Genomic DNA, 22,487 nt, shown 5'->3' with positions numbered 1-22,487 from the left:
AGTGCTCGTCGATTCGGCCAGTCGCGCGCCCTGCGAGGGGATTCGTGGGCGCTGGGGTGCTGTGATGCGCCGCAAGTCCGGGTGTCTGACCAGCAGATATGGTGGGCAACCGGGCTGGGGAAGTGCCTGACTGTTCGATCAGGAAATGGCCCCATGTGACCGGCTCGGCGGGTAGAGTGACACCTCGTGTCAGACCGTCGAACGGAAATACTCAGGGCCGCCACGCGAGTGATCGCGCGCCGCGGCGTGCGCGGACTGCGCGTGGGAGAGCTCGCCGCCGAAGCGGGGGTGTCCACCTCGCTGATCTACTACCACTTCACCGATCGCGCCGGGATCCTCCGCCGGACCCTGGAGTTCATCAGCGACCGCGCCGACCGTTACACGGCGGAGCGCGATCCCGCACTGGACTCCCTCGACCCGCGGACCGAACTGGCGCAGGTACTGCTCCTCGAACTCCAGGACACCCCGGAAGTACGGGAGAACAGCACCGCGTGGGGAGAGCTCAGGGCCAGCGCCGTCTTCGACGCCGACCTGCGCGAGGACGTGGCCAGGGCCACGCACACCTGGGTGCACGAGATCGCCGACCTGCTCGCGCACGCCCGGCCCATGGGCACGGCGCCGGCGCACGCGGCCGCGGCCGAACGCCTGACGGCCCTCCTCGAAGGCCTCAGCGTCCGCTGGCTCAGCGGCTCGCTGCCCCTGGAGCACGCACGCCGGCTCCTCATGGACGCCATCGAGGTGGAGCTGAACACCACCGCTGAGCCTGAGGTGTTCGGAGCCGGCTACAGGAAGTAGAGGCGGCTGAGCGAGACCGAATCGGCGGGCGCCGAGACGAGGGGCTCGCCGTCGAGCGAGACCAGGCCCGTGCCGGGGTGTACGTCGACCGTGCCGGTACGGGCGTTGCGGAGCATGTTCCCCGGTCCGATGCCCCGCGTCCCGCGGACCGCCACGCGGCGCCGGCGCGTCGGCATCTGATCGCCGTTCCGGACGGCGGCCTGCGCGACGAACGCGACGGAGATGTCGGCGGCGGTGGCGCCGTGCGCTCCGAACTGCGGTCCGAGGACGAGTGGTTCGCACCGGTCGGTGGAGGCGTTCGGATCGCCGGTCACCCCGTACGCGGGGAATCCGGCCTTGAGGACCAGCTGCGGTTTGGCGCCGAAGTACTGGGGCCACCACAGGACGATGTCCGCGAGCTTGCCCACCTCGATCGAGCCGACCTCGTGCGCGAAGCCGTGGGCGATGGCGGGGTTGATCGTCAGCTTGGCCATGTAGCGCAGGACGCGCTCGTTGTCGTCCCCGCTCGCCTCCGTACCGTACGAGCCCTCGCCGTCCAGGGGGCCGAGCTCGCCCTTCATCTTCCCGGCCATGGCGAACGTACGGCGTACCGTCTCGCCGGCGCGGCCCATCCCCTGGGCGTCGGAGGAGGTGATGCCGATGACCCCGAGGTCGTGCAGGACGTCCTCGGCGCCCATCGTTCCGGCCCGGATCCGGTCGCGGGCCATCGCGGCGTCGCCGGGCAGGTCGACCTTGAGGTCGTGCGCCGAGACGATCATGCCGTAGTGCTCGGCCAGCGCGTCCCGGCCGAAGGGCAGGGTGGGGTTGGTGGAGGAGCCGATGACGTTCGGCACGCCCGCCATCTTCAGGACGTTGGGGACGTGTCCGCCGCCGCAGCCCTCGATGTGGAAGGCGTGGATCGTACGCCCGTCCAGGACGCGCAGGGTGTCCTCGACGGACAGGCACTCGTTCAACCCGTCCGTGTGCAGGGCGACTTGGACGTCATGCTCCTCGGCGACCCGCAGGGCGGTGTCCAGGGCGCGGGTGTGCGCGCCCATGTCCTCGTGGACCTTGAAGCCGGACGCGCCGCCCTCCGCCAGGGCCTCGATGAGCGGAGCCGGGTCGGAGGAGGAACCACGGGCCAGGAAGCCGATGTTGACGGGCCAGGCGTCGAAGGCGTTGAACGCGTGGCGCAACGCCCAGGGGGAGTTGACGCCCACCGCCCAGACCGGGCCGAACTCCTGGCCGATGATCGTGGTGACGCCGGAGGCCAGGGAAGCCTCCATGATGCGGGGCGAGAGCAGGTGGACGTGGGTGTCGACGGCGCCGGCGGTGGCGATCATGCCTTCGCCGGAGACGATGGTCGTCCCGGTGCCGACCACGACCTCGACCCCGTCCAGCGTGTCGGGGTTCCCCGCCCGTCCGATGGAGGCGATACGGCCCTCGCGGATGCCGATGCTGGTCTTGCGTATGCCGAGGACGGCGTCGATCACGAGGACGTTGCTGATGACCAGGTCGCAGGTCTCGCGGACGGCGGCGGCCTTCAGGTGCAGTCCGTCGCGGGCGGTCTTGCCGAACCCGGCCAGGAACTCGTCGCCGGGCCGCTGGGAGTCGGACTCGACGCGCACGATGAGGCCCGAGTCGCCCAGCCGCATCCGGTCCCCGGCCCGCGGCCCGTGCACGGCGACGTAGTCGTACGGGTCCCTGCCGTCGGCCGGGGCCGCGCCTGGCCGGCCGTGACAGCCGGCGGCGTCGAAGACGCTGCCACTCATGCCTGCTCCTGGTATGCGGTGAGGTAGCCCGTGGCCCGGGCCTTGGCCAGCGCCGCCTCGCGGGCGCCCGGGGCGTCCAGCGGTCCGTCGACGAGCCCGGCGAAACCGATGGCGACGCGCGCCCCGCCGATCGGCAGGAGCTCCACGAAGACGGTGGATCCGGAATCGAAGCGGACCGTGGAGCCGGCCGGAACGGCGAGCCTCGTGCCGTACGCCGCCGCGCGGTCGAAGGCGAGGCGGGGGTTCGCCTCGAAGAAGTGGAAGTGCGAGGAGACGCTGATCGGCACGGTCGCTGTGTTGCGCACCGGCAGTCGCAGCGTCGGTTCGGCGGGCCGGTAGCCCTCGCCGTCCCCGGGCAGGGTCGCACCGGGGGCGGCGAGGCCGAGTGAACCCCGCTGCCTGAGCGGGTCGTCGATGACGCAGAGCCGGGTCCCGTCGTCGAACACCGCCTCGACCTGGAGGCCGGTGACCACGTCGGGTACGCCGGGCAGTACGTCGTCGGCGCCGAGGACGCTGCGCCCGGCCTCGATCGCCTCGGCCAGGCGGCGTCCGTCCCGGGCCGCCTCGCACACGGTGTCCGTGATCAGCGCGGTCGCTTCGGGAACGTTGAGCTTCACACCCCGGCGGCGCCGGGCGCGGGCCAGTTCCGCTGCCGTGAAGATAAGCAGCCGGTCCCGCTCGGTGGGTGTCAGTCGCATACTGCCTCGATTCGGTGCTCGGAGGTCTTACGGGAGCGGCTCGTGCATCGTGGAGCAGTGGATGCCGCCGCCGCCCGCCATGAGCCGGTCGACGTCGATCTGGACGACCGCCCGCCCGGGGAAGGCCTCAGCCAGGGCGCGCAGGGCGGCGGCGTCCTTCACCGCGTCCCCGAACCGGGCGGTGATGACCGCTCCGTTGACCACGTGGAAGTTGAGGTAGGAGTCCACGAACTGGGAGTCCTTCGACCGGACGGTGTCGGGGCCCTCCACCCGGATCACCTTCAGCCGCCGCCCCCGGGCATCGGTGGCGCGGGAGAGGATCGAGAACTGCTCCCGGGCGTCGCGGGCCCAGACGTCGTCCCGGTCCGCGGGCGGGACCTGCACCATCACCACACCCGGGCGCACGAAGCGCGAGGTCACGTCGATGTGGTCGTCCGTGATGTCCTTGCCCTTGATGCCGGGGACCCAGATCATCCTGTCCGCGCCGTACGCGTGCAGGACGGCGCCCTCGATCTCGGCCCGGCTCATGCCCCGGTTGCGGTTCTTGTTGACCAGGCTGCTCTCCGTGGCCATGAGGGTGCCGTCGCCGTCCGTCTCGATCGCCCCGCCCTCGCCGACGAAGTCCGTCCTGATGAAGGGCAGATGGCCGTCGTCCGCGACGAGCCGCGCGACATCGGCGTCGTAGGAGTGCGTCTGCTTGCCGCCCCACCCGTTGAAGTTGAGGCCGAGGGCGTCGAGCCCGCCGCGGCCGTCACGGCGGAAGACCGGTGCGATGTCCCGCATCCAGAGGTCGTCCGCGGGGATCGAGTCGAGCACCGTGACCCCCGGTCCGCACAGGGACCGCGCCCTGGCGGCCGTGTAGGAGTCCGGGGCGCACAGGACCACCGGCTCGCAGCGGGCGACGGTCCGGGCGATCAGGGCGATGTCCTCCTGTACCCCGGCGAGGCGCCGGCCGCCCCAGATGGCAGACCGCGAGGGCCAGGACATCCACGTACGCGCATGCGGTACGTCGTCCCGGTCCACCCGGCGGCTCGGTATCGCGGCGCTCGCCCGCTGCGGGGCCGCGGCCATGGTGCCCAGCGCCACACCCGCGGCTCCGAGCCCCGCGGCGCCGAGGACGCGCCTGCGCGAGGGTTGGCCGGAACCGAACAGGCGGCTGAGGAGGGAGCGGCCGTTGTCGTGGGAGGTGCTCATGTCCCGACTCTGTCATTGACTGAAAATTCAGCCAATACGCGGGACGAACAGAAGCCCCTACCCGGAGGGAGGGGCTTGGGGTGGGGCTCGTACTCGCCGCGGCGGCTACCCGCCCGGCTGCCCCAGGTGCCGGAGCTCGGCCGCGATGGCCGTGGTCACCAGTTCGCGCGCGTGCGCCAGCGGCAGGCTGCCACTCAGCCAGCGTGAGCTCAGGCCTTCCACCAGGGCCGTCAGGCGCTCGGCGGCGCCGGCGAGCGCAGCGGCTCCCGCCATGGGCCGGACCCGGCCCAGCAGCTCGCCCACTTCCTGCACCCAGACGAGGGTGGCGCGGGCCAGGTCCTCGCGCAGGTCGGGATCGAAGACGGCCGTCGCGCGCAGCTCGCCCCAGGCCGTGCTGTTCTCCCGTACCTCGGGGCTGTCCTGGAATTCGAGGAGGAGGGTCTCCTCCAGCTCGCCCTGGGCGTCCAGCGCGGGAGCGTCGGCCTCCCGCTCCGTGGTGTACCGTCCGGCGCGGTCGTTGATGAACTCCAGCGTCGCGCGCAGGATTCCGGCGCGGTCCTTGAAGTGGTAATAGATCAACGCCGTGGACACGCCCGCCTCGGAGGCGAGCTCCTCCACGCGCAGGCCGCGCACGCCGCGTCGGGCGATGACCCGCGCGGCCCCTTCCATGATTGCTGTTCGACGGTCCGCCACGCCGACACCCTACCTGGGTGCGCATGACGCCTACGACTGCATTCCTGACTGAAATTCCAGTCGGATAGGATCCGGGGTCGTTCGGGCGACCGCACCAGCCGCCGATCCGCCCCAGTCGCCGGGAGAGCCATGACGACACGACACCCGGGTACCGCCCCGCACCACCTCCGGGAGCCCGCCGCCGACGATCCGCGCGAGGTGGGCGGCTACCGCGTGGTCGCGCGGCTCGGCGCCGGCGGAATGGGCCGGGTCTACCTCGCCCACACCCCGGGCGGCCGCCCGGTGGCGCTGAAGGTGGTCCGGCCCGAGCTCGCGGGTGACCCCGAGTTCCGCCGCAGGTTCGCGCAGGAGGTGGCCAGCGCGCAGCGCATCCACGGGCTGTACACCGCCCAGGTCGTCGACTCGGGGACCGACGACCCCACGCCGTGGCTGGCCACCACGTACGTACCCGGTCCCTCGCTCCAGCAGGCGGTGCACACGTACGGCCCGCTGCCCGTGCGCACCGTGCTCCTGCTCGTCGCCGGCATCGCCGAGGCGCTCCAGGAGATCCACCGGGCGGGCGTGGTCCACCGCGATCTGAAGCCCGCCAACGTCCTGATCGCCGCCGACGGGCCGCGCGTCATCGACTTCGGCATCGCGCGGGCCGCGGACGCAGGCGCGCTGACCGGCGCCGGGCTGCGCGTGGGAACGCCCGCCTTCATGGCCCCCGAACAGGCGCTGGGCCGGCCGGCGGGCCCGGCCACGGACGTCTTCGCCCTGGGCGCGCTCGCCGCCTACGTGGCCGGGGGCGTGCCGCCCTTCGGCGCCGGCCCCGACTCCGCCGCCCTGTACCGGGTGGTGCACGAGGAGGCGGACCTGGGCGGGGTCCCGCCCGGACTGCAGCCGCTGGTGTGGCACTGCCTGGCCAAGGATCCGGCGCACCGGCCGACCACCGCCCAGGTGATCGAGGCCGTACGCAGCCACCCCGCGGTCGGCGGGGAGCTGCGCTTCACCGACGACTGGCTGCCGCACCAGGTCACCACCGAGCTCCGCCGCCATGCCGATCTGCCCGCACCGCCGGACGGTGCGCCGGTCGCCGTGCCGGCCACCGCCACCGCCACCGCCTTCGACGCGGCGCACACCGTCGCCGCCCCGCGCGTACCGCGGCCTTCCGGGCAGGCTCCGGCCGGGGCCGCCCCGCATCCCCCGGCGGCGCAGGACCCGCAGCCGCGCGGCCGCAGACGGGCGTCGGCGTCCGGGCGCGGGCGGGGCCGTACGGTGGCGGTGGCCGGCGCCGCCCTGCTGCTGGGCGCCGGCGGGGCCTTCGCGCTGCTCGACCCGTACTCCGAGGACGGTGAGGACGCGGACGCCGCCTCTCCGGCCGCCGGGTACACCGCCGTCCACACCGGCACCGAACTCACCTCGCCGGACCAGAGCTACGAGTTCGACGTCAAGGCGGGCCGGGTCGTACCGCAGGAGACCGCCTCCTGGTACGTCGGCCGGAGCGCCACCGAGTTCTACGTGTCCGAGAGAAGTGACACGTACGTCATGCCGGCCGGCGGGCAGGGGCTCGCCGACTGTCTCAAGGGCATCGAGAGCCAACCCGTCACGGCGCTGCCGTTCACCGCGCTGCACGCCGGCCGGGCCTTCTGCGTACGGGCCCAGGACGGCCGGGACGTCGGGATCGTGACCGTGCTCACGGCGAGCCCCGGCGAAGGCCCGGTGAAGGTCTCCGTGGACTACTACCGCCGCGACGGATGACCCGCTCGGCTCATTGACTGAATATTCAGTCAGTGTCACAGTGGAACCATGACCTCCCCTTCCTCCATGCCCCGTCGTACTGCTCTGCGGGCCTTCGCCGGTATCGGCGGTGCGCTCGCCCTCGGAGCCGGTGCCTGCGCTCCGGCCGATTCCGGCGATGCCGGGACCGATGCCTCGCCGACCCCCGGCCCGGGTACGATCACGGCCGCCGGACGCAGGTTCCCCGCCGAGTGGGAGAGCCACGCGCGGACGTTCATGTCCTGGCCCGCGCTGGACCGGGTCTGGTACGAGCAGCTGCCGGCGGTACGGGAGGACATCGCGCGGGTGGCCCGAGCGGTCGCCGCGTACGAACCCGTCGTGATGCTCGCCCGGCCCGACCAGCAGGCGGCGGCGCAGAAGGCGTGCGGCTCGGAGGTCGAGGTGATCGCCGTTCCGGTGGACGACCTCTGGGCCCGCGACACCGTGCCGGTGTTCGTCGAGGAGCCCGGCAGGCTGCTCGGCGTCGACTTCAACTTCAGCGGGTGGGGCAACAAGCAGGAGCACCGCAACGACGCCCAGGTCGGCCGGGTCCTGCTCGCCAAGTACGGGATCGAGCGCGTGCAGGCCCCGCTCGTCGCCGAGGGCGGCTCCTTCGAGACCGACGGCCAGGGCACCCTGCTGGTCACCGAGAGCTCGGTGGTCAACAAGAACCGCAATCCCGGCAAGAGCCGCGACCAGATCGAGGCCGAGCTGGGGAGCACCCTCGGCATCAAGAAGGTCATCTGGCTCGCCGGGGTGCGCGGCCAGGACATCACGGACGCGCACGTGGACAGCCTCGTCCGGTTCACCGCCCCGGGCGTCGTCCTGCTGGACCAGGCGTTCCCCGGCACCCCGCCCGACGTGTGGTCGCGCGCGGCCGATCAGGCGAGGACGGTGTTCAAGGACGCGACCGACGCGCGCGGCAAGCGGCTGGAGGTCGTCGACCTGCCCCAGCCCGACCTCGACAGGATCACCGGCCGCGGCGACGCGTTCGTGTCCACGTACGCGAACTTCTACGTGGCCAACGGGGCCGTCTTCATGCCCAGGTTCGGGGATGCCAAGGCCGACGACCGGGCGAAGGGGATCCTCCAGGAGCACTTCCCCCAGCGGGAGATCGTGCCCGTGAAGATCGACACCATCGCCTCCGGCGGTGGCGGCATCCACTGCTCGACGCACGACCAGCCGGGCAAGCCCGCGGCCGAGTAGCGGGTGGTTCGACGGCGCGGCCCAGGCGCGCGCGGGGTGGTGCGGGGTGGTGCGGCACGGGGTGGGCGCGCTTCCACGCGCCGGGGTGCGCACCTCTGCTCCGGCCCGCCGCGCCTCGGTAGGCTGGAGCGGAGGCGACACGGGAGGTACGGGAATGACCGCGACCCCGGGGAGCGCACCGACCCCGCCCGAGCCCGAGCCCGACCGCCGGCCCGACCCCGGGCTCTTCGGGCCCGCGTCCGTCACCTGGCAGTGCCACGGCGACCCGATCATGTGGATCGCAGGAATCCGCGCGCTCTACCTCCAGGCCCTGCACCCCCGCGCGGTCCGCGGGGTCGTGGAGAACAGCGACTTCCGCTCCGACGCCTGGGGCCGGCTGCTGCGTACCGCCGACTTCGTCGGCACCGTCACATACGGCACCACCGAGGCCGCCGAGCGCGCCGGCGCCCGCGTCCGCCGGATCCACCGGGCGCTGTCCGCGACCGACCCAGCCACCGGCGAGCGGTTCCCCGTCGACGACCCCGAGCTGCTGCTGTGGGTGCACTGCGCGCAGATCGACAGCTTCCTGCACGTCCTGCGCCGCTCCGGGGTCCCGCTCACCGCCGCCCAGGCCGACCGCTACGTCGACGAGAACCGGGTGGGCGCCCGCCTCGTCGGCCTCGACCCGGCGCAGGTCCCGGCCGGCACGGCGGCCCTCGCCGCGTACTTCGAGAAGGTCCGCCCCGAGCTCGCCGCCGGACCCGACGCCCGCGCCGTGGTCGCCTTCCTGCGGAGCCCGCCCACCCCTGCCCTTCTCGTCCCTGGCCGAAACCTGCTGTGGCGCCCGATCGCGGAACTGGCCTACGGTTCCCTCCCCGGCTACGCGCACCGGCTGTACGGGCGCGCGGCGCCACCGGCGCCCGTCATCACCCGTCGCCTGCGCCTCACCGGTACCCTGCTGCGCAGCATTCCCGCAGGTCTGCGGTGGCAGCTGCCTCCAGGTCACATCTTGAAAGCGATGCGTCGCATGGGCCCCGGGAGCCGCCCCTCGGCGTACACACTGCGTACACCAGCGGCCATACTGGACCGGCCGGGGAGGGCGTAGGACGGAGCACGACAACGGGGGCGGCTTTAAGACATGGCGGAGTCCAGACTGATCCAGGGCCGATACCGGTCACTCGATCTGATCGGGCGCGGCGGCATGGGCGAGGTGTGGCGCGCCCGGGACGAGTCGCTGGGCCGGCAGGTCGCCGTGAAGTGCCTCAAACCGCTCGGGCCCGAGCAGGACAACCACTTCACCCAGGTCCTGCGCGAACGCTTCCGCCGCGAGGCGCGCGTCGCCGCCTCCCTCCAGCACCGCGGGGTCACCGTCGTCCACGACTTCGGCGACGACAGCGCCGCGGGCGGCCCCCTGTACCTCGTCATGGAACTCCTCGACGGCCGCAACCTCAGCCAGCTGCTGGACGACAACGAGACGCGCCCGCTCCCCGTGGACGTGGTCGTCGACACCGCCGAACAGCTCGCCGCCGCCCTCGGCTACACCCATGACCAGGGAGTCGTCCACCGCGACCTGAAACCGGCCAACATCATGCGGCTCACCGACGGCACGGTGAAGATCTGCGACTTCGGCATCGCCCGCCTCGCCCACGACATCGGCTTCACCGCAAAACTCACCGGCGGCGCCATGGCCATGGGCACCCCGCACTACATGTCGCCCGAGCAGATCGCGGGAGGCGAGGTCGACCACCGCAGCGACCTCTACTCCCTCGGCTGCGTCCTGTACGAGATCGCCACCGGCGCCCCGCCCTTCGACCTCGGCGACTCCTGGTCGGTGCTGGTCGGCCACCGCGACAACGCGCCCGTACCGCTGCGCCGGCACCGCTCCGAGCTGCCCGAGTACTTCGAGCAGGCGGTCCTGGACCTGCTCGCCAAGCGCCCCGAGGACCGCCCCGGCGACGCCCGCGACCTCCACCGGCGCCTCGTCGAGGGCCGCCTCGGCCCCGGCGGCCTGCCCGGCGCCCAGGCGCCCCTGCCCGCCTGGGCCGACGGTATGACCGCCGGCCGCAAGGCGGGCCCGGCCGCCCGCCCCGCGAGCGGCGCCTGGGCCGTGCTCACCGGCTCCTGGACCGCCGGGCGCCCCAGCGGCGAGCACCGGATCCTGCGCCCCGCCGCGGCCGAGGACCCGCGGCTCACCGCGCCGTACGGGGTCCCGTACGCGCGCCCGGACGCGTCCGGCTCCGACGCGACCGGCCTCGACGGGGCCGGTCCCGGCGCGCTCGCCGCCGGCCACACCCGGGCGTTCGCCCTCAGCCGCGCGGATCGGCCCGAGGAGGCCCTGGCCGTGTACGAGGCCGTCGTCGAGGGGCGCACCCGGGTGCTCGGCGCCGACCACCCCGACACCCTCGCGGCGCGCCAGGAGGCGGCGTACGAACTGAGCCGGCTCGGACGCCACCGCGAGGCCCACGACATCTACCGCGCGGTCCTCGTCGCCCGGGAGCGCGCCATGGGCCCGCTCCACCCCGACACGCTGCGCTGCCGTCACAACCTCGCCTGCGAACTCGGGGCGCTGGGCCGGTTCGCCGACGCCCACCGCACCGCCTCCGAGGTCGCCGCCGACCGGGCGGCCGTGCTGGGCGCCGAGCACGCTGACACGCTGCTGACCCGGTACGAGGTCGCGTACGCGCTGGGCCGCCTCGGCCGCTGGCAGGAGGCCCTGGACGGGTTCGGCCACGTCGCCGCCGTACGGGAACGGGTGCTCGGCCGGGACCATCCGGACACCCTCGCCGCCCGCTACGAAGCCGGCATCGCGCTCGGCCGCACCGGCCACGCCGCCCAGGCCCTGGACCTGTTCCGGGGCCTGGTCCGCGACCGCACCCGCGCCTACGGGGCCGCGGACCCCGAGACGCTCCGCGCCCGGCACGTCCTCGGCGTCAACCTGGGCCGGCTGGAGCGCTGGGAGGAGGCGGTGGCCGAGGCCCGGCAGGTGGCCGCCGCCCGGGCCAGGGCGCTCGGCGCCGAACACCCCGACACCCTCGTCAGCCGGCGCGAGCTCGCCGTCGGGCTGGGCAGGCTGGGCCGCTGGGACGAGGCCCTGCCCGTCTACCGGGACCTCTCCGGCATCCGCGAACGCTCCCTCGGCGACGACCATCCGGACACGGTGGCGGCCCACGCCGACGAGGCGCACTGTCTGGAGCGGCTCGGCCAGGTGTGTTACCAAGAGCCATGACGAGCTTCGGGCACGATGTATACGACGACGTGATCGTGGGCGGCGGGCACAACGGACTGGTGGCCGCCGCGTACCTGGCCCGGGCGGGCCGTTCGGTGCTGGTCCTGGAGCGGCTCGGGAACACCGGCGGCGCCGCGATCTCCACCCGCCCCTTCGTCGGCGTCGACGCCCGGCTCTCGCGCTACTCGTACCTCGTCTCCCTGCTCCCGGCGAAGATCGTGCGCGACCTGGGGCTGAACTTCGCCGTACGCAAGCGCACGGTGTCCTCGTACACGCCCGTCGAGCGCGACGGGCGGGCCGGCGGGCTCCTCGTCGGCGGCGGGGAGTCCCGCACCCGGGAGTCGTTCGCGCGGCTGACCGGCTCGGAGCGGGAGTACGAGAGCTGGCGCGCCTTCTACGGGCGGACCGGGCGGCTCGCCGAGAAGGTGTTCCCGACGCTGACCGAGCCGCTGCCCACGCGGGCGGAGCTGCGGGCCCGGATCGACGACGAAGCGGCCTGGCGGATGCTGTTCGAGGAGCCGTTCGGGCGGGCCGTCGAGGAGCATTTCACGGACGACTTGGTGCGGGGCGTCGTGCTCACCGACGCCCTGATCGGTACCTTCGCGGACGCGCACGACGCCTCGCTCGTACAGAACCGGTGCTTCCTGTACCACGTCATCGGCGGCGGCACGGGGGACTGGGACGTTCCGGTCGGCGGGATGGGCGCGCTCACCGATGCGCTGGCGGCGGCGGCCCGGGCGGCCGGGGCCGAGATCGCGACCGGGCACGAGGTGCTCCGGATCGACACGGACGGGCGGGCGCCGGCCGAGGTGACGTTCCGTACGGCGACGGGGGAGGGACGGGTCGTCGGACGGACGGTGCTGGTCAACGCCTCGCCGCGGACTCTGGGGGAACTGCTGGGCGAGGCGGAGTCGGCGCCCCCGGTCGAGGGCGCACAGCTGAAGGTCAACATGCTGCTGCGGCGGCTGCCGCGGCTGCGGGACACCTCGGTGGACCCGCGCGAGGCCTTCGGCGGCACGTTCCACATCGCCGAGGGGTACGCGGAGCTGGCGCGGGCCTACGCCGAGGCGGCCACCGGGGAACTCCCGTCCGTACCGCCCTCGGAGATCTACTGCCACTCGCTGACCGACCCCTCGATCCTCGGACCGGAGCTCGTGGCGCAGGGGTACCAGACGCTGACCCTGTTCGGCCTGCACACCCCGGCCCGGCTGTTCGGACACGACAACCAGGGGGCGCGCGAGGTGCTGCTGACCGGCACGCTCGCGCAGTTGGACGCGCACCTGGCCGAACCGCTCACCGACTGCCTGGCCTTCGACGCGGACGGGCGGCCGTGCATCGAGGCGAAGACCCCGCTGGACCTGGAGCGAGAACTGCGGCTGCCCGGCGGGCACATCTTCCACCGGGACCTGTCGTGGCCGTACGCGGACGACCAGGGCGCGGCGGGTCGTTGGGGCGTGGGGACCCCGTACGCCAACGTCCTGCTGTGCGGCGCGGGCGCCGTGCGCGGAGGAGGCGTCAGCGGGGTCCCCGGCCACAACGCGGCGATGGCCGTCCTGGGGCACTGACCGCAGTTACGCGGCGACTCCGACGGGCTCGATGACGACGATCGGGATCTCGCGGTCGGTCTTGGTCTGGTACTCGTCGTACGCGGGCCAGTGCTTGACCATCACGGGCCAGTACGCGGCGCGCTCGTCGGGGGTCGCCGTGCGGGCCGTGCCCTGGACGACCTTCGGGCCGACCTGGATGCGGACCTCGGGGTGGGCCGTCAGGTTCTTGTACCAGAGCGGGTGTTCGGGGTCGCCGCCCTTGGAGGCGACGAGGAGGTAGCGGCCGTCGGCCTCGCCGTAGATGAGCCCGGTGCGCACGGTCTGGCCGGAGACCCGGCCCACGGTGGTGAGCAGCAGGGTCTGGGTGCCGTTCCAGTCGTGGCCCTCGGCCCCGTTCGTCGCGACGTACTGCTTGACGTGGTCGAGCTGCCAGGTGCCCTGCCTGGGGTCCTTCGGGTGGTCCCAGTCGATGTCGGTGGTCGCCATGTGCCTGTACCTGCCTTCGTTGTTGAGCTGCCTGCGGGGGGTTGAAGACTCAACGAAACCCAACGAGTGCGAACAGCGTCGGGCACGGTTTTATGCCACCGCCTAGGTCGGCGCCGGGAGCCGCTCTAGGATCGGGCCTTGATCGCCGAACTTCAGTGTGTGGTGCTGGACTGTCCCGATCCGCTGCGGCTTGCCGAGTTCTACCGGGAGGTGCTGGGCGGGACCGTCAACCGGCCGGACCCGCGCTGGACGGTCGACGAGCACTGGGCGACGCTGCACACCCCGTCGGGTCAGGTGCTCGCCTTCCAGCGGGTGGCGGACCACCGACCGCCGCGCTGGCCGGACCCCGCCCACCCCCAGCAGTTCCACCTGGACTTCGCGGCGGCGGACCTGGACCGGGCGCAGGAGCAGGTGCTGGCCTGCGGCGCGAAGCTGCTGGACGCGCGCACCGGGGCCGTGCCCGACGACTGGCGCGTCTACGCGGACCCGGCCGGGCACCCCTTCTGCCTGGTCCGCGAGGCCTGACGCCGCAGCGGTGGCCGTACGCCCGGCGCGTCAGTCCGTCGAGCGGGTCCAGCCGGCGGCCTGCATACGGGACGCGTCGGCCGGGCGGTCCTCCGCGAAGAGGAGCCGGGCCGGTTCCGCCACCCGTACGACGTCCACGTACACCCCGCGGCCGACGTAGCGGCCGGTCGCGGCGTACCGGAAGCGCAGGTGGACCGGGCGGCCCGCCCAGGCGGTGAGGGGGGCCTCCAGGCGGTGCCATATGCGGGCGGACCAGCCGCCGGCGCTGCCCTGCGGCCACTGCTCGGGGGTGCCGCCCGTCGACCGCTGCGTGCTGAACGGCAGCGGCTCCCAGGTCTCCCCGTCGGCCGAGGCCTCCACGTGGAAGGCGCCCTCGCCGGGCACGGTGTCCCACCACACGGCGCAGCGCAGCCGGGCCGCGGCCGTCGCCGGGGTCAGCGGCGGCAGGGTGAGGGTGCCGGAGCCGCCGGTCTCCATGCCGGAGTACCAGGCCGGGCCGCCGTGCTTCGTACGGACCGGGACGGCGCGGGCGAAGCGGTTGCCGACCGCGACGCGCGGTGCGCTGCCGGCCCGCCAGGTGCGGACGGGGTGGACGGAGTTGCCGAGCAGGATGAGGAAGGAGTCGGTGGAGGGGTCCAGGACGAGGGAGGTGCCGGTGAAACCGGTGTGGCCGGCGGAGTGCGGGGTGGCCATGGCGCCCATGTACCAGTGCTGGTAGAGCTCGAAGCCGAGGCCGTGGTCGTCGCCGGGGAAGGCGGTGTTGAAGTCGGTGAAGAGCAGTTCGACGGAGGCGGGGCGCAGGATGCGCTTGCCCGCGTAGACGCCGCCGTCGAGGAGGGTGCGGGCGAGGACGGCCAGGTCCCAGGCGGTGCCGAAGACGCCGGCGTGGCCGGCGACGCCGCCGAGGGCGTACGCGTTCTCGTCGTGGACCTCGCCCCAGACCAGTCCGCGGTCCAGGCCGGACCAGGGGGGCCGCTGCACTTCGGTGGCGGCGATGAGGCGGCGCCAGGAGAGCGGTGGGTTGTAACGCGTGCGGTGCATCCCGAGCGGAGCGGTGATCTCGTCGTGGAGCAGGAGATCCAAAGTGTGACCGGTGATCCGTTCCAGGAGCAGTTGTAGCGTGATCAGGTTGAGGTCCGAGTACCGGTACACCGTCCCGGGCGTGTCCTGCGGGCGCACACCGCACAGCATCCTCAACTGCCCGGCGCGGGTCGGCTGCTGGTAGAAGGGGGCCCACGAGCGCAGCCCCGAGGTGTGCGTGAGCAACTGGCGTACCGTGATCAGCTCTTTGCCGCCGCCGGTGAACTCGGGCAGGTACCGGTCCACCGGAGCCTCCAGCTCCAACCGCCCGCGCTCCATCTGCTGCACGGCAAGGAGCGAGGTGAACAGCTTGGTCAGCGACGCCAGGTCGAAGACGGTGTCCTCGGCCATCGGGATGCGCTGAGCCGCCGGGAACTCCCGGACCCGGTCGGTGCGGCCGTCGTAGTCGGCGTACCGAACGGCCTCGCCCATGGCGCGGTGCAGGGCGATCGTGCGGCCCCGGCCGGCGAGCACCACGGCCCCGGCGTAGTAGGGGTGTTCCGGGGAGGGTCCCAGGAACCGCCGGGCCTCGTCGGCCGCCGCCTCCAGGTGCCTCTCGACCAGCCCCGCCTGCCGCGCCGACCCGTACCGCAGGCGCAGCCCCTGAAGGGCCCGCCGCTCGGCCGGATTCCCCGCGGCCCCCGCGGCCCCGGGCAGCGCGGCGTGCAGGAGCAGCACCCCGCCCAGCGCCAACAGCCGCCCCCCGAGCCGCCGCCGGCTCAGCACCGCCCCGGCAGGGGTTTTGCGGCGTGCTTCCCCGTCCCCCGTGAGCTCCTCCACCACCGGCCTCCTGTTCGCCGAACCGCCCTCCCGAAGTATCTGCCCGCAGGCGTCGCGTGCCCCGCACCGACCGGCCCGTAAAGAATCTGACGAGTCATCAGAAACCTCTTCCCTCGGCCGCCGGGCTGCGGCATGCTGCCGCCCATGGAGACGGAGCTGAGCAAGAAACTGGGAGTCGAGCACGCCATCTTCGGCTTCACGCCCTTTCCGGCGGTCGCCGCGGCCATCACCCGCGCCGGCGGCTTCGGCGTCCTCGGCGCCGTCCGCTACACCGCCCCCGACGACCTCGAACGCGACCTCGACTGGATGCAGGAGCACACCGACGGCAAGCCGTACGGCCTCGACGTCGTCATGCCGGCCAAGAAAGCCGTCGACGGCATCAGCGAAGCCGACATCGAGGCGATGATCCCGGCCGCCCACCGCGCCTTCGTCCGCGACACCCTCGCCAAACACCACGTGCCCGAGCTCGCCGAGGGCGAGGCCTCCGGCTGGCGGATCACCGGCTGGATGGAACAGGTCGCCCGGCGCCAGCTCGACGTCGCCTTCGACTACCCCATCAAACTCCTGGCGAACGCCCTCGGTTCCCCGCCCGCCGACGTCATCGCGCGCGCCCACGACCACGGGGTCCTCGTCGCCGCCCTCGCCGGCAGCGCCAAGCACGCCCGCCGCCACGCCGAAGCCGGCATCGACATCGTCGTCGCCCAGGGCTACGAGGCCGGTGGCCACACCGGCGACATCGCCACGATGGTCCTGGTCCCCGAGATCGCCGAGGCCGTCGCCCCGCTCCCCGTCCTCGCCGCAGGCGGCATCGGCAGCGGCGAGCAGATCGCCGCCGGCCTGGCCCTCGGCGCCCAGGGCGCCTGGCTCGGCTCCCTCTGGCTCACCACCACCGAGGCCGACCTGCACTCCCGCGCCCTCACCGAGAAGCTGCTGGCCGCCGGCTCCGGCGACACCGTCCGCTCCCGCGCCCTCACGGGCAAGCCCGCCCGCCAGCTCCGTACCGAGTGGACCGACGCCTGGGACGACCCGGCCGGCCCCGGCGCGCTCCCGATGCCGCTCCAGGGACTGCTCGTCGCCGAGGCCGTCTCCCGCATCCAGAAGTACGAGGTCCGGCCGCTGCTCGGCACCCCCGTCGGCCAGATCGTCGGCCGGATGAACTCCGAACGCAGCGTCCAGGCCGTCTTCGACGACCTCACCAGTGGCTTCGAGCGCGCCATCGACCGCATCAACCGCATCGCCGGCCGGGCCTGAGAGGCGTGATCAGCATGACTGCCATGAGTGACCAGCCCCCCAACGGTTTCTGGGCCCAGGCGGCCGCCGACCCCGAGCGCACCGTACTGATCACCCCCGAGGGTGAGGAGTGGAGCGCCGGGCGGCTGCACGCCGACGTCAACCGCCTCGTCCACGGACTGCGCGCCGCCGGAATGGAGAAGGGCGACGTCTTCGCCGTCGTCCTCCCCAACGGCGTCGAGTTCCTCACCGCCTACCTCGCCGCCTCCCAGGCCGGCTTCTACCTGGTCCCGGTCAACCACCACCTCGTCGGCCCCGAGATCGCCTGGATCGTCTCCGACTCCGGCGCCAAGGTCCTCATCGCCCACGAGCGCTTCGCCGAAGCCGCCACCGCCGCGGCCGACGAGGCGGGCCTTCCCGCGAGCCACCGCTACGCCGTCGGAACGGTCGCGGGCTTCCACCCGTACGCCCGGCTCCTCGGTGGACAGCCCGCGACACCGCCCGAGGGGCGCACCCTCGGCTGGGTCATGAACTACACCTCCGGCACCACCGGGCGTCCGCGCGGCATCCGCCGCCCGCTGCCCGGCAAGCTCCCGGAGGAGACGTACCTCGGAGGCTTCCTCGCCATCTTCGGCATCCGGCCGTTCGACGGCAACGTCCACCTGGTCTGCTCGCCGCTCTACCACACCGCCGTCCTCCAATTCGCGGGCGCCGCCCTGCACATCGGGCACCCGCTGGTGCTGATGGACCGCTGGACCCCGCAGGGGATGCTGCGGCTCATCGACGACCACGCCTGCACGCACACCCACATGGTCCCGACCCAGTTCCACCGGCTCCTCGCGCTCCCGCAGGAGACGAAGGACGCGTACGACGTCTCCTCGATGCGGCACGCGATCCACGGGGCCGCGCCCTGCCCGGACCACGTCAAGCGGGCGATGATCGACTGGTGGGGCACCTGCGTGGAGGAGTACTACGCGGCCAGCGAGGGCGGCGGCGCGTTCGCAACCGCCGAGGACTGGCTGAAGAAACCGGGAACGGTCGGCAAGGCCTGGCCGATCAGCGAGCTCGCCGTCTTCGACGACGACGGCAACCGGCTGCCGCCCGGCGAACTCGGCACCGTCTACCTGAAGATGAACACCGGCGGCTTCAGCTACCACAAGGACGAGGGCAAGACGAAGAAGAACCGCATCGGCGACTTCTTCACGGTGGGCGACCTCGGGCTGATCGACGAGGACGGGTACCTCTTCCTGCGCGACCGCAAGATCGACATGATCATCTCGGGCGGGGTGAACATCTACCCGGCGGAGATCGAATCGGCCCTGCTCACCCACCCGGCGGTCGCGGACGCCGCCGCCTTCGGGATCCCGCACGCCGACTGGGGCGAGGAGGTCAAGGCGGTCGTCGAACCGGCCGAGGGCTTCGTCGCCGGGGACGCCCTCGCCGCGGAGATCCTGCACCATTGCGAGCGGCAGCTCGCCGGCTTCAAACGGCCGAAGTCGGTCGACTTCATCGAGACGATGCCCCGCGACCCGAACGGCAAGCTGTACAAGCGGCGGCTGCGCGATCCGTACTGGGAGGGCCGCGAGCGCGCGATGTGAGCGCGCAATGTGAGCACGCGATGTGAGCGCCTGGGCGTGGCGAGCCGGGACTCGGTCCGCCACGCCCGACATGTCGTGAGAAGTGGCACGTCAGAGCCCTGGATGCGTCCCTTGCGCCGCACTCGGGGGACGCTTCTGGCAAGTTGGCTGATATGAGTACGGCACCCAGCAGATTCCCCCTGACCGACTGGACCGTCGTGGTCCCCGTGGTGGCGCTCCTCGCGCTCGTCTTCAGCTGGGGACGCGATCTGCCCGGATACGCCGTGGCCCTGGTCGCCCTCTGCCTCGGAGGCGCGGTGCTGGCGGCCGTGCACCACGCCGAGGTCGTCGCACTGCGCGTGGGCGAGCCGTTCGGTTCACTCGTCCTGGCCGTCGCCGTCACCGTCATCGAAGTGGCCCTCATCGTCACCCTGATGGCCGACGGCGGCGACAAGACCGCCTCACTCGCCCGGGACACCGTCTTCGCCGCCGTCATGATCACCTGCAACGGAATCGTCGGCCTGTCCCTGCTCGTCGGCGCCCTGCGCAACCGGGTCGCCGTCTTCAACGCCGAGGGATCGGGGGCGGCCCTGGCCACCGTGGCCACCCTGGCCGTCCTCAGCCTGGTCCTGCCGACGTTCACCACCAGCAAGCCGGGGCCGGAGTTCTCCACCGCCCAGCTGGCCTTCGCCGCCGTCGCCTCGCTCGCCCTGTACGGGCTGTTCATCGCCGTCCAGACGGTCCGCCACCGGGACTACTTCCTGCCCGTGGCCACCGAGGCCGGTACGGGCAACGCGGCCGGGGGCGGGGCCGCGGCTTCCGGCGGCGGAGGGGACGGTGACGGGGACGGTGCCCACGCCGCGCCGCCCACCTCCCGCGCCGCCCTGGTCAGCCTCGGCCTGCTGCTGGTCGCGCTCATCGCCGTGGTCGGCGACGCCAAGGCCGTCTCGCCCACCATCGAGGCGGGCGTCGCCAAAGCGGGCCTGCCCAACGCCGTCGTCGGTGTGATCATCGCCCTGCTCGTCCTGGCCCCCGAGACCCTCGCCGCCGTCCGCGCCGCCCGCCGCGACCGCGTCCAGACCAGCCTCAACCTGGCCTACGGCTCCGCCATCGCGAGCATCGGACTCACCATCCCCGCCATCGCCCTCGCCACCATCTGGCTGTCCGGCCCGCTGCTGCTGGGCCTCGGGCCGATCCACATGGTGCTGCTCGCCCTGACCGTCGTGGTCAGCGCCCTCACCATCGCGCCCGGCCGGGCCACGCTGCTCCAGGGCGGCGTGCACCTCGTACTGCTGGCCGCGTACCTGTTCCTCGCCGTCAGCCCCTGAGCCCGCGGCGGGGCCGGAACGATCCGGCCCCGCCGGGCAATGACACAGGTCAATGGAACAGGTCAGCGGCGCTCGCGCGGCCAGACCACTTTCAGCTGCGGCGAGGTGAGGATGTCCCGCTCGCAGAACCGCGAGGTCACCCACCGCTCCTGGGAGAACAGCCGGGTCTGGTCGGCGTAGTACGGCGAGTCCGGGTTCGACGACTGACCGTACGTCAGCAGCGTGCGCGCCACCGGGCACCGGCTGCCGTCCCAGCCGACCGCCTGGATGTGGCTGGAGCCGTGCACGACCTCCGGGTAGCCGCCGGCCGCCGCGTTCCACGGCGCCTCGATCTTGTTCCACACGCCCAGCGCCTCGGTGCCGCCCGGCACCGGCAGCTTCTCCCCGCCGCGCACCACGAACTGGTGCTCGCCGAGCGGCGCGTCCAGAGCGATGCCGGCCGCCCCCAGCTCCGCGACCGCGTCCGCGAGCGCCCGTCCGATCCCGGGCGCCGCCTGGTTGAGCGTACGGGGCGTGCGTACGGGGTCCGCCGCCGAGAACGGCACCAGCCACAGGTCCTTGGCCGGGGTGCTCGCGGTCAGCTTGCGCCAGAACCGGTCGAAGAGCAGCGCGCCGCGGCTGCCGGTGTCGGCCCGGTGGTCCCAGCCCGCCAGCACGGCGCAGGCCGCGGAGACGTCCACCGACCGGCCGTCGCTCGCGGTGGCCGCGCCGCCGGGCAGGGCGGCGCAGGCCTTCGCCGCGTCGGCCGCGGCCAGGTCGCCGGCCGGCACCCGGTTCGCGAACTGCTGCTTCTGCAGGTCCGCCACGGTCAGCCCGCCCTTGGCGGCCATCGCGGAGACGTCCTCCACCGCGCCCCGGGTCCGCAGCGAACGCGGGGTGCCGAGGCTGCCCCAGATCCGCTCGTAGCCGGTCACCGGCGTCTCGGCATTGGCCAGCCAGGCGCTGTCGTTGGAGTTCTCGGCGTACGGGGCGTCGCGCAGCGTCGGCGCCTTCCCCGGGCCGAACACCCCCGGCTGCACGGCGTCCGGGTCCGAGCCGAGCGCGCAGTCGGCGCGCGCACCGTCGAGGACCGCGAGCCCGGACGCCGGGTACGTGGCCCGGCCGAGCGGGGTGGAGCAGCGGGCGGCGAGCTCGTCGGTGATCCGGGGGAGCACCTGGGACTGGGTGAACAGCGTGCCGCCGGCCGAGTCCGCGGCGATCGTGTTGACCCAGGGCAGGCCCTGCGTGCCCCCCAGCGCGTCCTGGATCCCGGCGACGGAGCGGGCCTTGCCGATGGCGAGGGCGGTGTCGGAGCCGCGCAGGTTGGCCGCGTTCGGGTCGTTCAGCGCGTACGCCGTGCCGGCTGTCCAGGGCAGTGGCAGGCCCGGGCCGAGGCCGGTGATGACGGGCCCGTAGCGGGTCCACCACTGGGTGCGGCCGACCGGAGCGCCGCCTGCCACCTGGACGGTCACCTGGCGCTGCGTCATCTTCTCCGGTTTGCCGTCGACCAGGTAGGCGGTCGGGTCGGCCGGGTCCAGGGTGAGCTGGTGCAGGTTGAGCGGGGTGCCGGTGGCCACGGTGTGGCTCCAGGCCACCTTCTCGTTGAAGCCGATGTTCACGACGGGCGTGCCCAGCAGGGAGCCGCCGGAGACGTTCAGTTCGCCGGGTATGGTCTGCTGCGACTGCCAGAACCGGCGGCCACCCTGCCAGGGGTAGTGCGGGTTCCCGAGCAGCAGGCCGCGGCCGTTCGAGGTGGTGGAGCCGCTGAAGGCCACCGCGTTGGAGCCCATGTCGTAGCGGCCGGTGTCGAAGAAGGCCCGGGCGGCCTCGGCGGCGGCCGCGGGGTCGGTGCTCGGGCCGGTGGTCGGGCCCGCCGTGAGGGAGGCCGCCCGGGCGGGCGGCTGCGCCGCCGCGATGTCGTCCACGGCGCGCCCCTGGCCGCCGAGCACCGAGACGGCGAACGCGCGGGCGGCCACGTCGAGGGCGGTGACCGGGCGCACCCAGGCGGCGCCCTTGCAGGCCGGGTCGGTGATCTTGTTCTGGGCCAGCCAGGCGTTGTACCCGGCGGCCCAGCCGCGCATCAGCTCCTTGAGGTCCCGGGTGGGACCGGCCGGGGCGGGCGTGGCGAGGAGCTTCTCGACGGTCCCGGACTCGCGGACCCCCTTGAAGTACAGGTCGCTGGTGAGGTTCTTGCTCGCGGAGGACAGCGAGCCGTCGGTCGCCGCGTCGGCGCCGAACCAGCGCGAGCGCTCGCCGGCCACGGTCACGAACCCGTCGGCGAGCACACAGGCCTGGTCGGCGGCCTGGGCCCAGCCGGTGCCGAAGCCGAGGTGCGCGTAGTCCTGGGCCAGGATGTGCGGGATGCCGTTCTCGGTGTACCGGATGACGGCCGACAGGCCGCCGCCGGAGGGCGTGCGGTCGGCGGCCGCCGCCCCGGCGGTCGCGGCCGAGGCCTGCGGGGCCGCCGCGGTGGCGGCGAGCAGGGCGGCGCCGACGAGCGCGGCGCGCCGGAGCAGCGGGCGGGTGCGACCGTATCCATCGAAGAAGCGCAACATGCCTCCCAAGTAGCCTGCGGATGGGCTGGGTTGCCCGCGGTACAGGCGGTGCTTGTGTGCCCCCACACTCACGCAGGCGACCTGATGATCTGTCAACATC

The 22,487-nt window shown here is 73.3% G+C and carries 17 protein-coding genes; 10 read left to right on the top strand and 7 right to left on the bottom strand.

Annotated elements, in window-relative coordinates; all coding sequences use genetic code 11:
• Positions 1-186: 186 nt before the first annotated feature.
• The gene (locus OG509_RS05665; protein ID WP_406180632.1) at positions 187-795 is read left to right on the top strand and encodes a TetR/AcrR family transcriptional regulator; all 609 of its coding nucleotides are present in this window, start codon (positions 187-189) and stop codon (positions 793-795) included.
• Here OG509_RS05665 and OG509_RS05660 read toward each other — a convergent pair.
• The 4 genes from OG509_RS05660 to OG509_RS05645 form a co-directional block, all read right to left on the bottom strand.
• Positions 783-2,429 (bottom strand): urease subunit alpha, encoded by a 1,647-nt coding sequence (locus OG509_RS05660; RefSeq protein WP_406187477.1) that lies wholly within the window; start codon positions 2,427-2,429, stop codon positions 783-785. The genes OG509_RS05665 and OG509_RS05660 overlap by 13 nt on opposite strands.
• Before the next feature lie 113 nt (positions 2,430-2,542).
• Positions 2,543-3,244 carry an urease subunit gamma gene (locus tag OG509_RS05655; RefSeq protein ID WP_406180630.1) on the bottom strand — a complete coding sequence of 234 codons (702 nt, stop codon included), beginning with the start codon at positions 3,242-3,244 and terminating at the stop codon, positions 2,543-2,545.
• A 27-nt stretch (positions 3,245-3,271) separates the two neighbouring features.
• On the bottom strand, positions 3,272-4,438 hold the full coding sequence (locus tag OG509_RS05650) for an agmatine/peptidylarginine deiminase (protein ID WP_406180629.1): 1,167 nt from the start codon (positions 4,436-4,438) through the stop codon (positions 3,272-3,274).
• A 105-nt stretch (positions 4,439-4,543) separates the two neighbouring features.
• Positions 4,544-5,107, bottom strand: coding sequence for a TetR/AcrR family transcriptional regulator (locus tag OG509_RS05645; RefSeq protein WP_406187476.1), 564 nt, complete (start codon positions 5,105-5,107; stop codon positions 4,544-4,546).
• Positions 5,108-5,260: 153 nt separating this feature from the next.
• Between OG509_RS05645 and OG509_RS05640 the strand changes: the two genes are divergently transcribed.
• The 5 genes from OG509_RS05640 to OG509_RS05620 all read left to right on the top strand — a co-directional run bounded on the left by OG509_RS05640 (position 5,261) and on the right by OG509_RS05620 (position 12,865).
• Positions 5,261-6,871, top strand: coding sequence for a serine/threonine-protein kinase (locus OG509_RS05640; protein ID WP_406180628.1), 1,611 nt, complete (start codon positions 5,261-5,263; stop codon positions 6,869-6,871).
• A gap of 48 nt (positions 6,872-6,919) precedes the next feature.
• Positions 6,920-8,095, top strand: a complete 1,176-nt coding sequence (locus OG509_RS05635; protein ID WP_406180626.1) for an agmatine deiminase family protein — start codon at positions 6,920-6,922, stop codon at positions 8,093-8,095.
• Between the two features lie 154 nt (positions 8,096-8,249).
• A complete protein-coding gene (locus OG509_RS05630) occupies positions 8,250-9,179 on the top strand; it encodes an oxygenase MpaB family protein (RefSeq protein ID WP_406180625.1) in 930 nt (309 codons plus the stop codon).
• Between the two features lie 33 nt (positions 9,180-9,212).
• Complete coding sequence (locus tag OG509_RS05625) at positions 9,213-11,300, top strand: protein kinase domain-containing protein (protein ID WP_406180623.1); 2,088 nt, start codon at positions 9,213-9,215, stop codon at positions 11,298-11,300.
• Positions 11,297-12,865 (top strand): phytoene desaturase family protein, encoded by a 1,569-nt coding sequence (locus OG509_RS05620; RefSeq protein ID WP_406180622.1) that lies wholly within the window; start codon positions 11,297-11,299, stop codon positions 12,863-12,865. Before OG509_RS05625 ends, OG509_RS05620 begins: the two co-directional genes overlap by 4 nt.
• Positions 12,866-12,871: 6 nt before the next feature.
• Here OG509_RS05620 and OG509_RS05615 read toward each other — a convergent pair whose 3' ends face one another.
• Positions 12,872-13,333: a nitroreductase family deazaflavin-dependent oxidoreductase gene (locus OG509_RS05615; RefSeq protein WP_406180621.1), complete on the bottom strand. Its 462-nt coding sequence runs from the start codon at positions 13,331-13,333 to the stop codon at positions 12,872-12,874.
• A 138-nt stretch (positions 13,334-13,471) separates the two neighbouring features.
• Here OG509_RS05615 and OG509_RS05610 point away from each other — a divergent pair, with 138 nt between their 5' ends.
• Positions 13,472-13,858 (top strand): VOC family protein, encoded by a 387-nt coding sequence (locus tag OG509_RS05610; RefSeq protein WP_406180619.1) that lies wholly within the window; start codon positions 13,472-13,474, stop codon positions 13,856-13,858.
• Between the two features lie 30 nt (positions 13,859-13,888).
• Here the strand turns inward: OG509_RS05610 and OG509_RS05605 are convergent, their stop codons facing one another.
• Positions 13,889-15,718: a serine hydrolase gene (locus OG509_RS05605; RefSeq protein WP_406180617.1), complete on the bottom strand. Its 1,830-nt coding sequence runs from the start codon at positions 15,716-15,718 to the stop codon at positions 13,889-13,891.
• Positions 15,719-15,862: 144 nt separating this feature from the next.
• On the opposite strand from OG509_RS05605, the gene OG509_RS05600 reads away from it, so the two are divergent.
• The 3 genes from OG509_RS05600 (at position 15,863) to OG509_RS05590 (ending at position 19,853) form a co-directional block, all read left to right on the top strand.
• Positions 15,863-16,969: a nitronate monooxygenase gene (locus OG509_RS05600; protein ID WP_385577396.1), complete on the top strand. Its 1,107-nt coding sequence runs from the start codon at positions 15,863-15,865 to the stop codon at positions 16,967-16,969.
• 23 nt (positions 16,970-16,992) lie between these two features.
• Positions 16,993-18,546, top strand: a complete 1,554-nt coding sequence (locus OG509_RS05595; protein WP_406180616.1) for an acyl-CoA synthetase — start codon at positions 16,993-16,995, stop codon at positions 18,544-18,546.
• A 152-nt stretch (positions 18,547-18,698) separates the two neighbouring features.
• Complete coding sequence (locus tag OG509_RS05590) at positions 18,699-19,853, top strand: calcium:proton antiporter (protein WP_406180614.1); 1,155 nt, start codon at positions 18,699-18,701, stop codon at positions 19,851-19,853.
• A 62-nt stretch (positions 19,854-19,915) separates the two neighbouring features.
• On the opposite strand, the gene OG509_RS05585 is transcribed toward OG509_RS05590, so the two are convergent.
• A complete protein-coding gene (locus OG509_RS05585; RefSeq protein WP_406180612.1) occupies positions 19,916-22,387 on the bottom strand; it encodes a penicillin acylase family protein in 2,472 nt (823 codons plus the stop codon).
• Between the last annotated feature and the right edge of the window lie 100 nt (positions 22,388-22,487).

The organism is Streptomyces sp. NBC_01006, assembly GCF_045162725.1.
Taxonomy (GTDB): domain Bacteria; phylum Actinomycetota; class Actinomycetes; order Streptomycetales; family Streptomycetaceae; genus Streptomyces.
The sequence above is the reverse complement of the archived record's forward strand: the minus strand, read 5'-3'. Positions and strand labels throughout refer to the sequence as shown.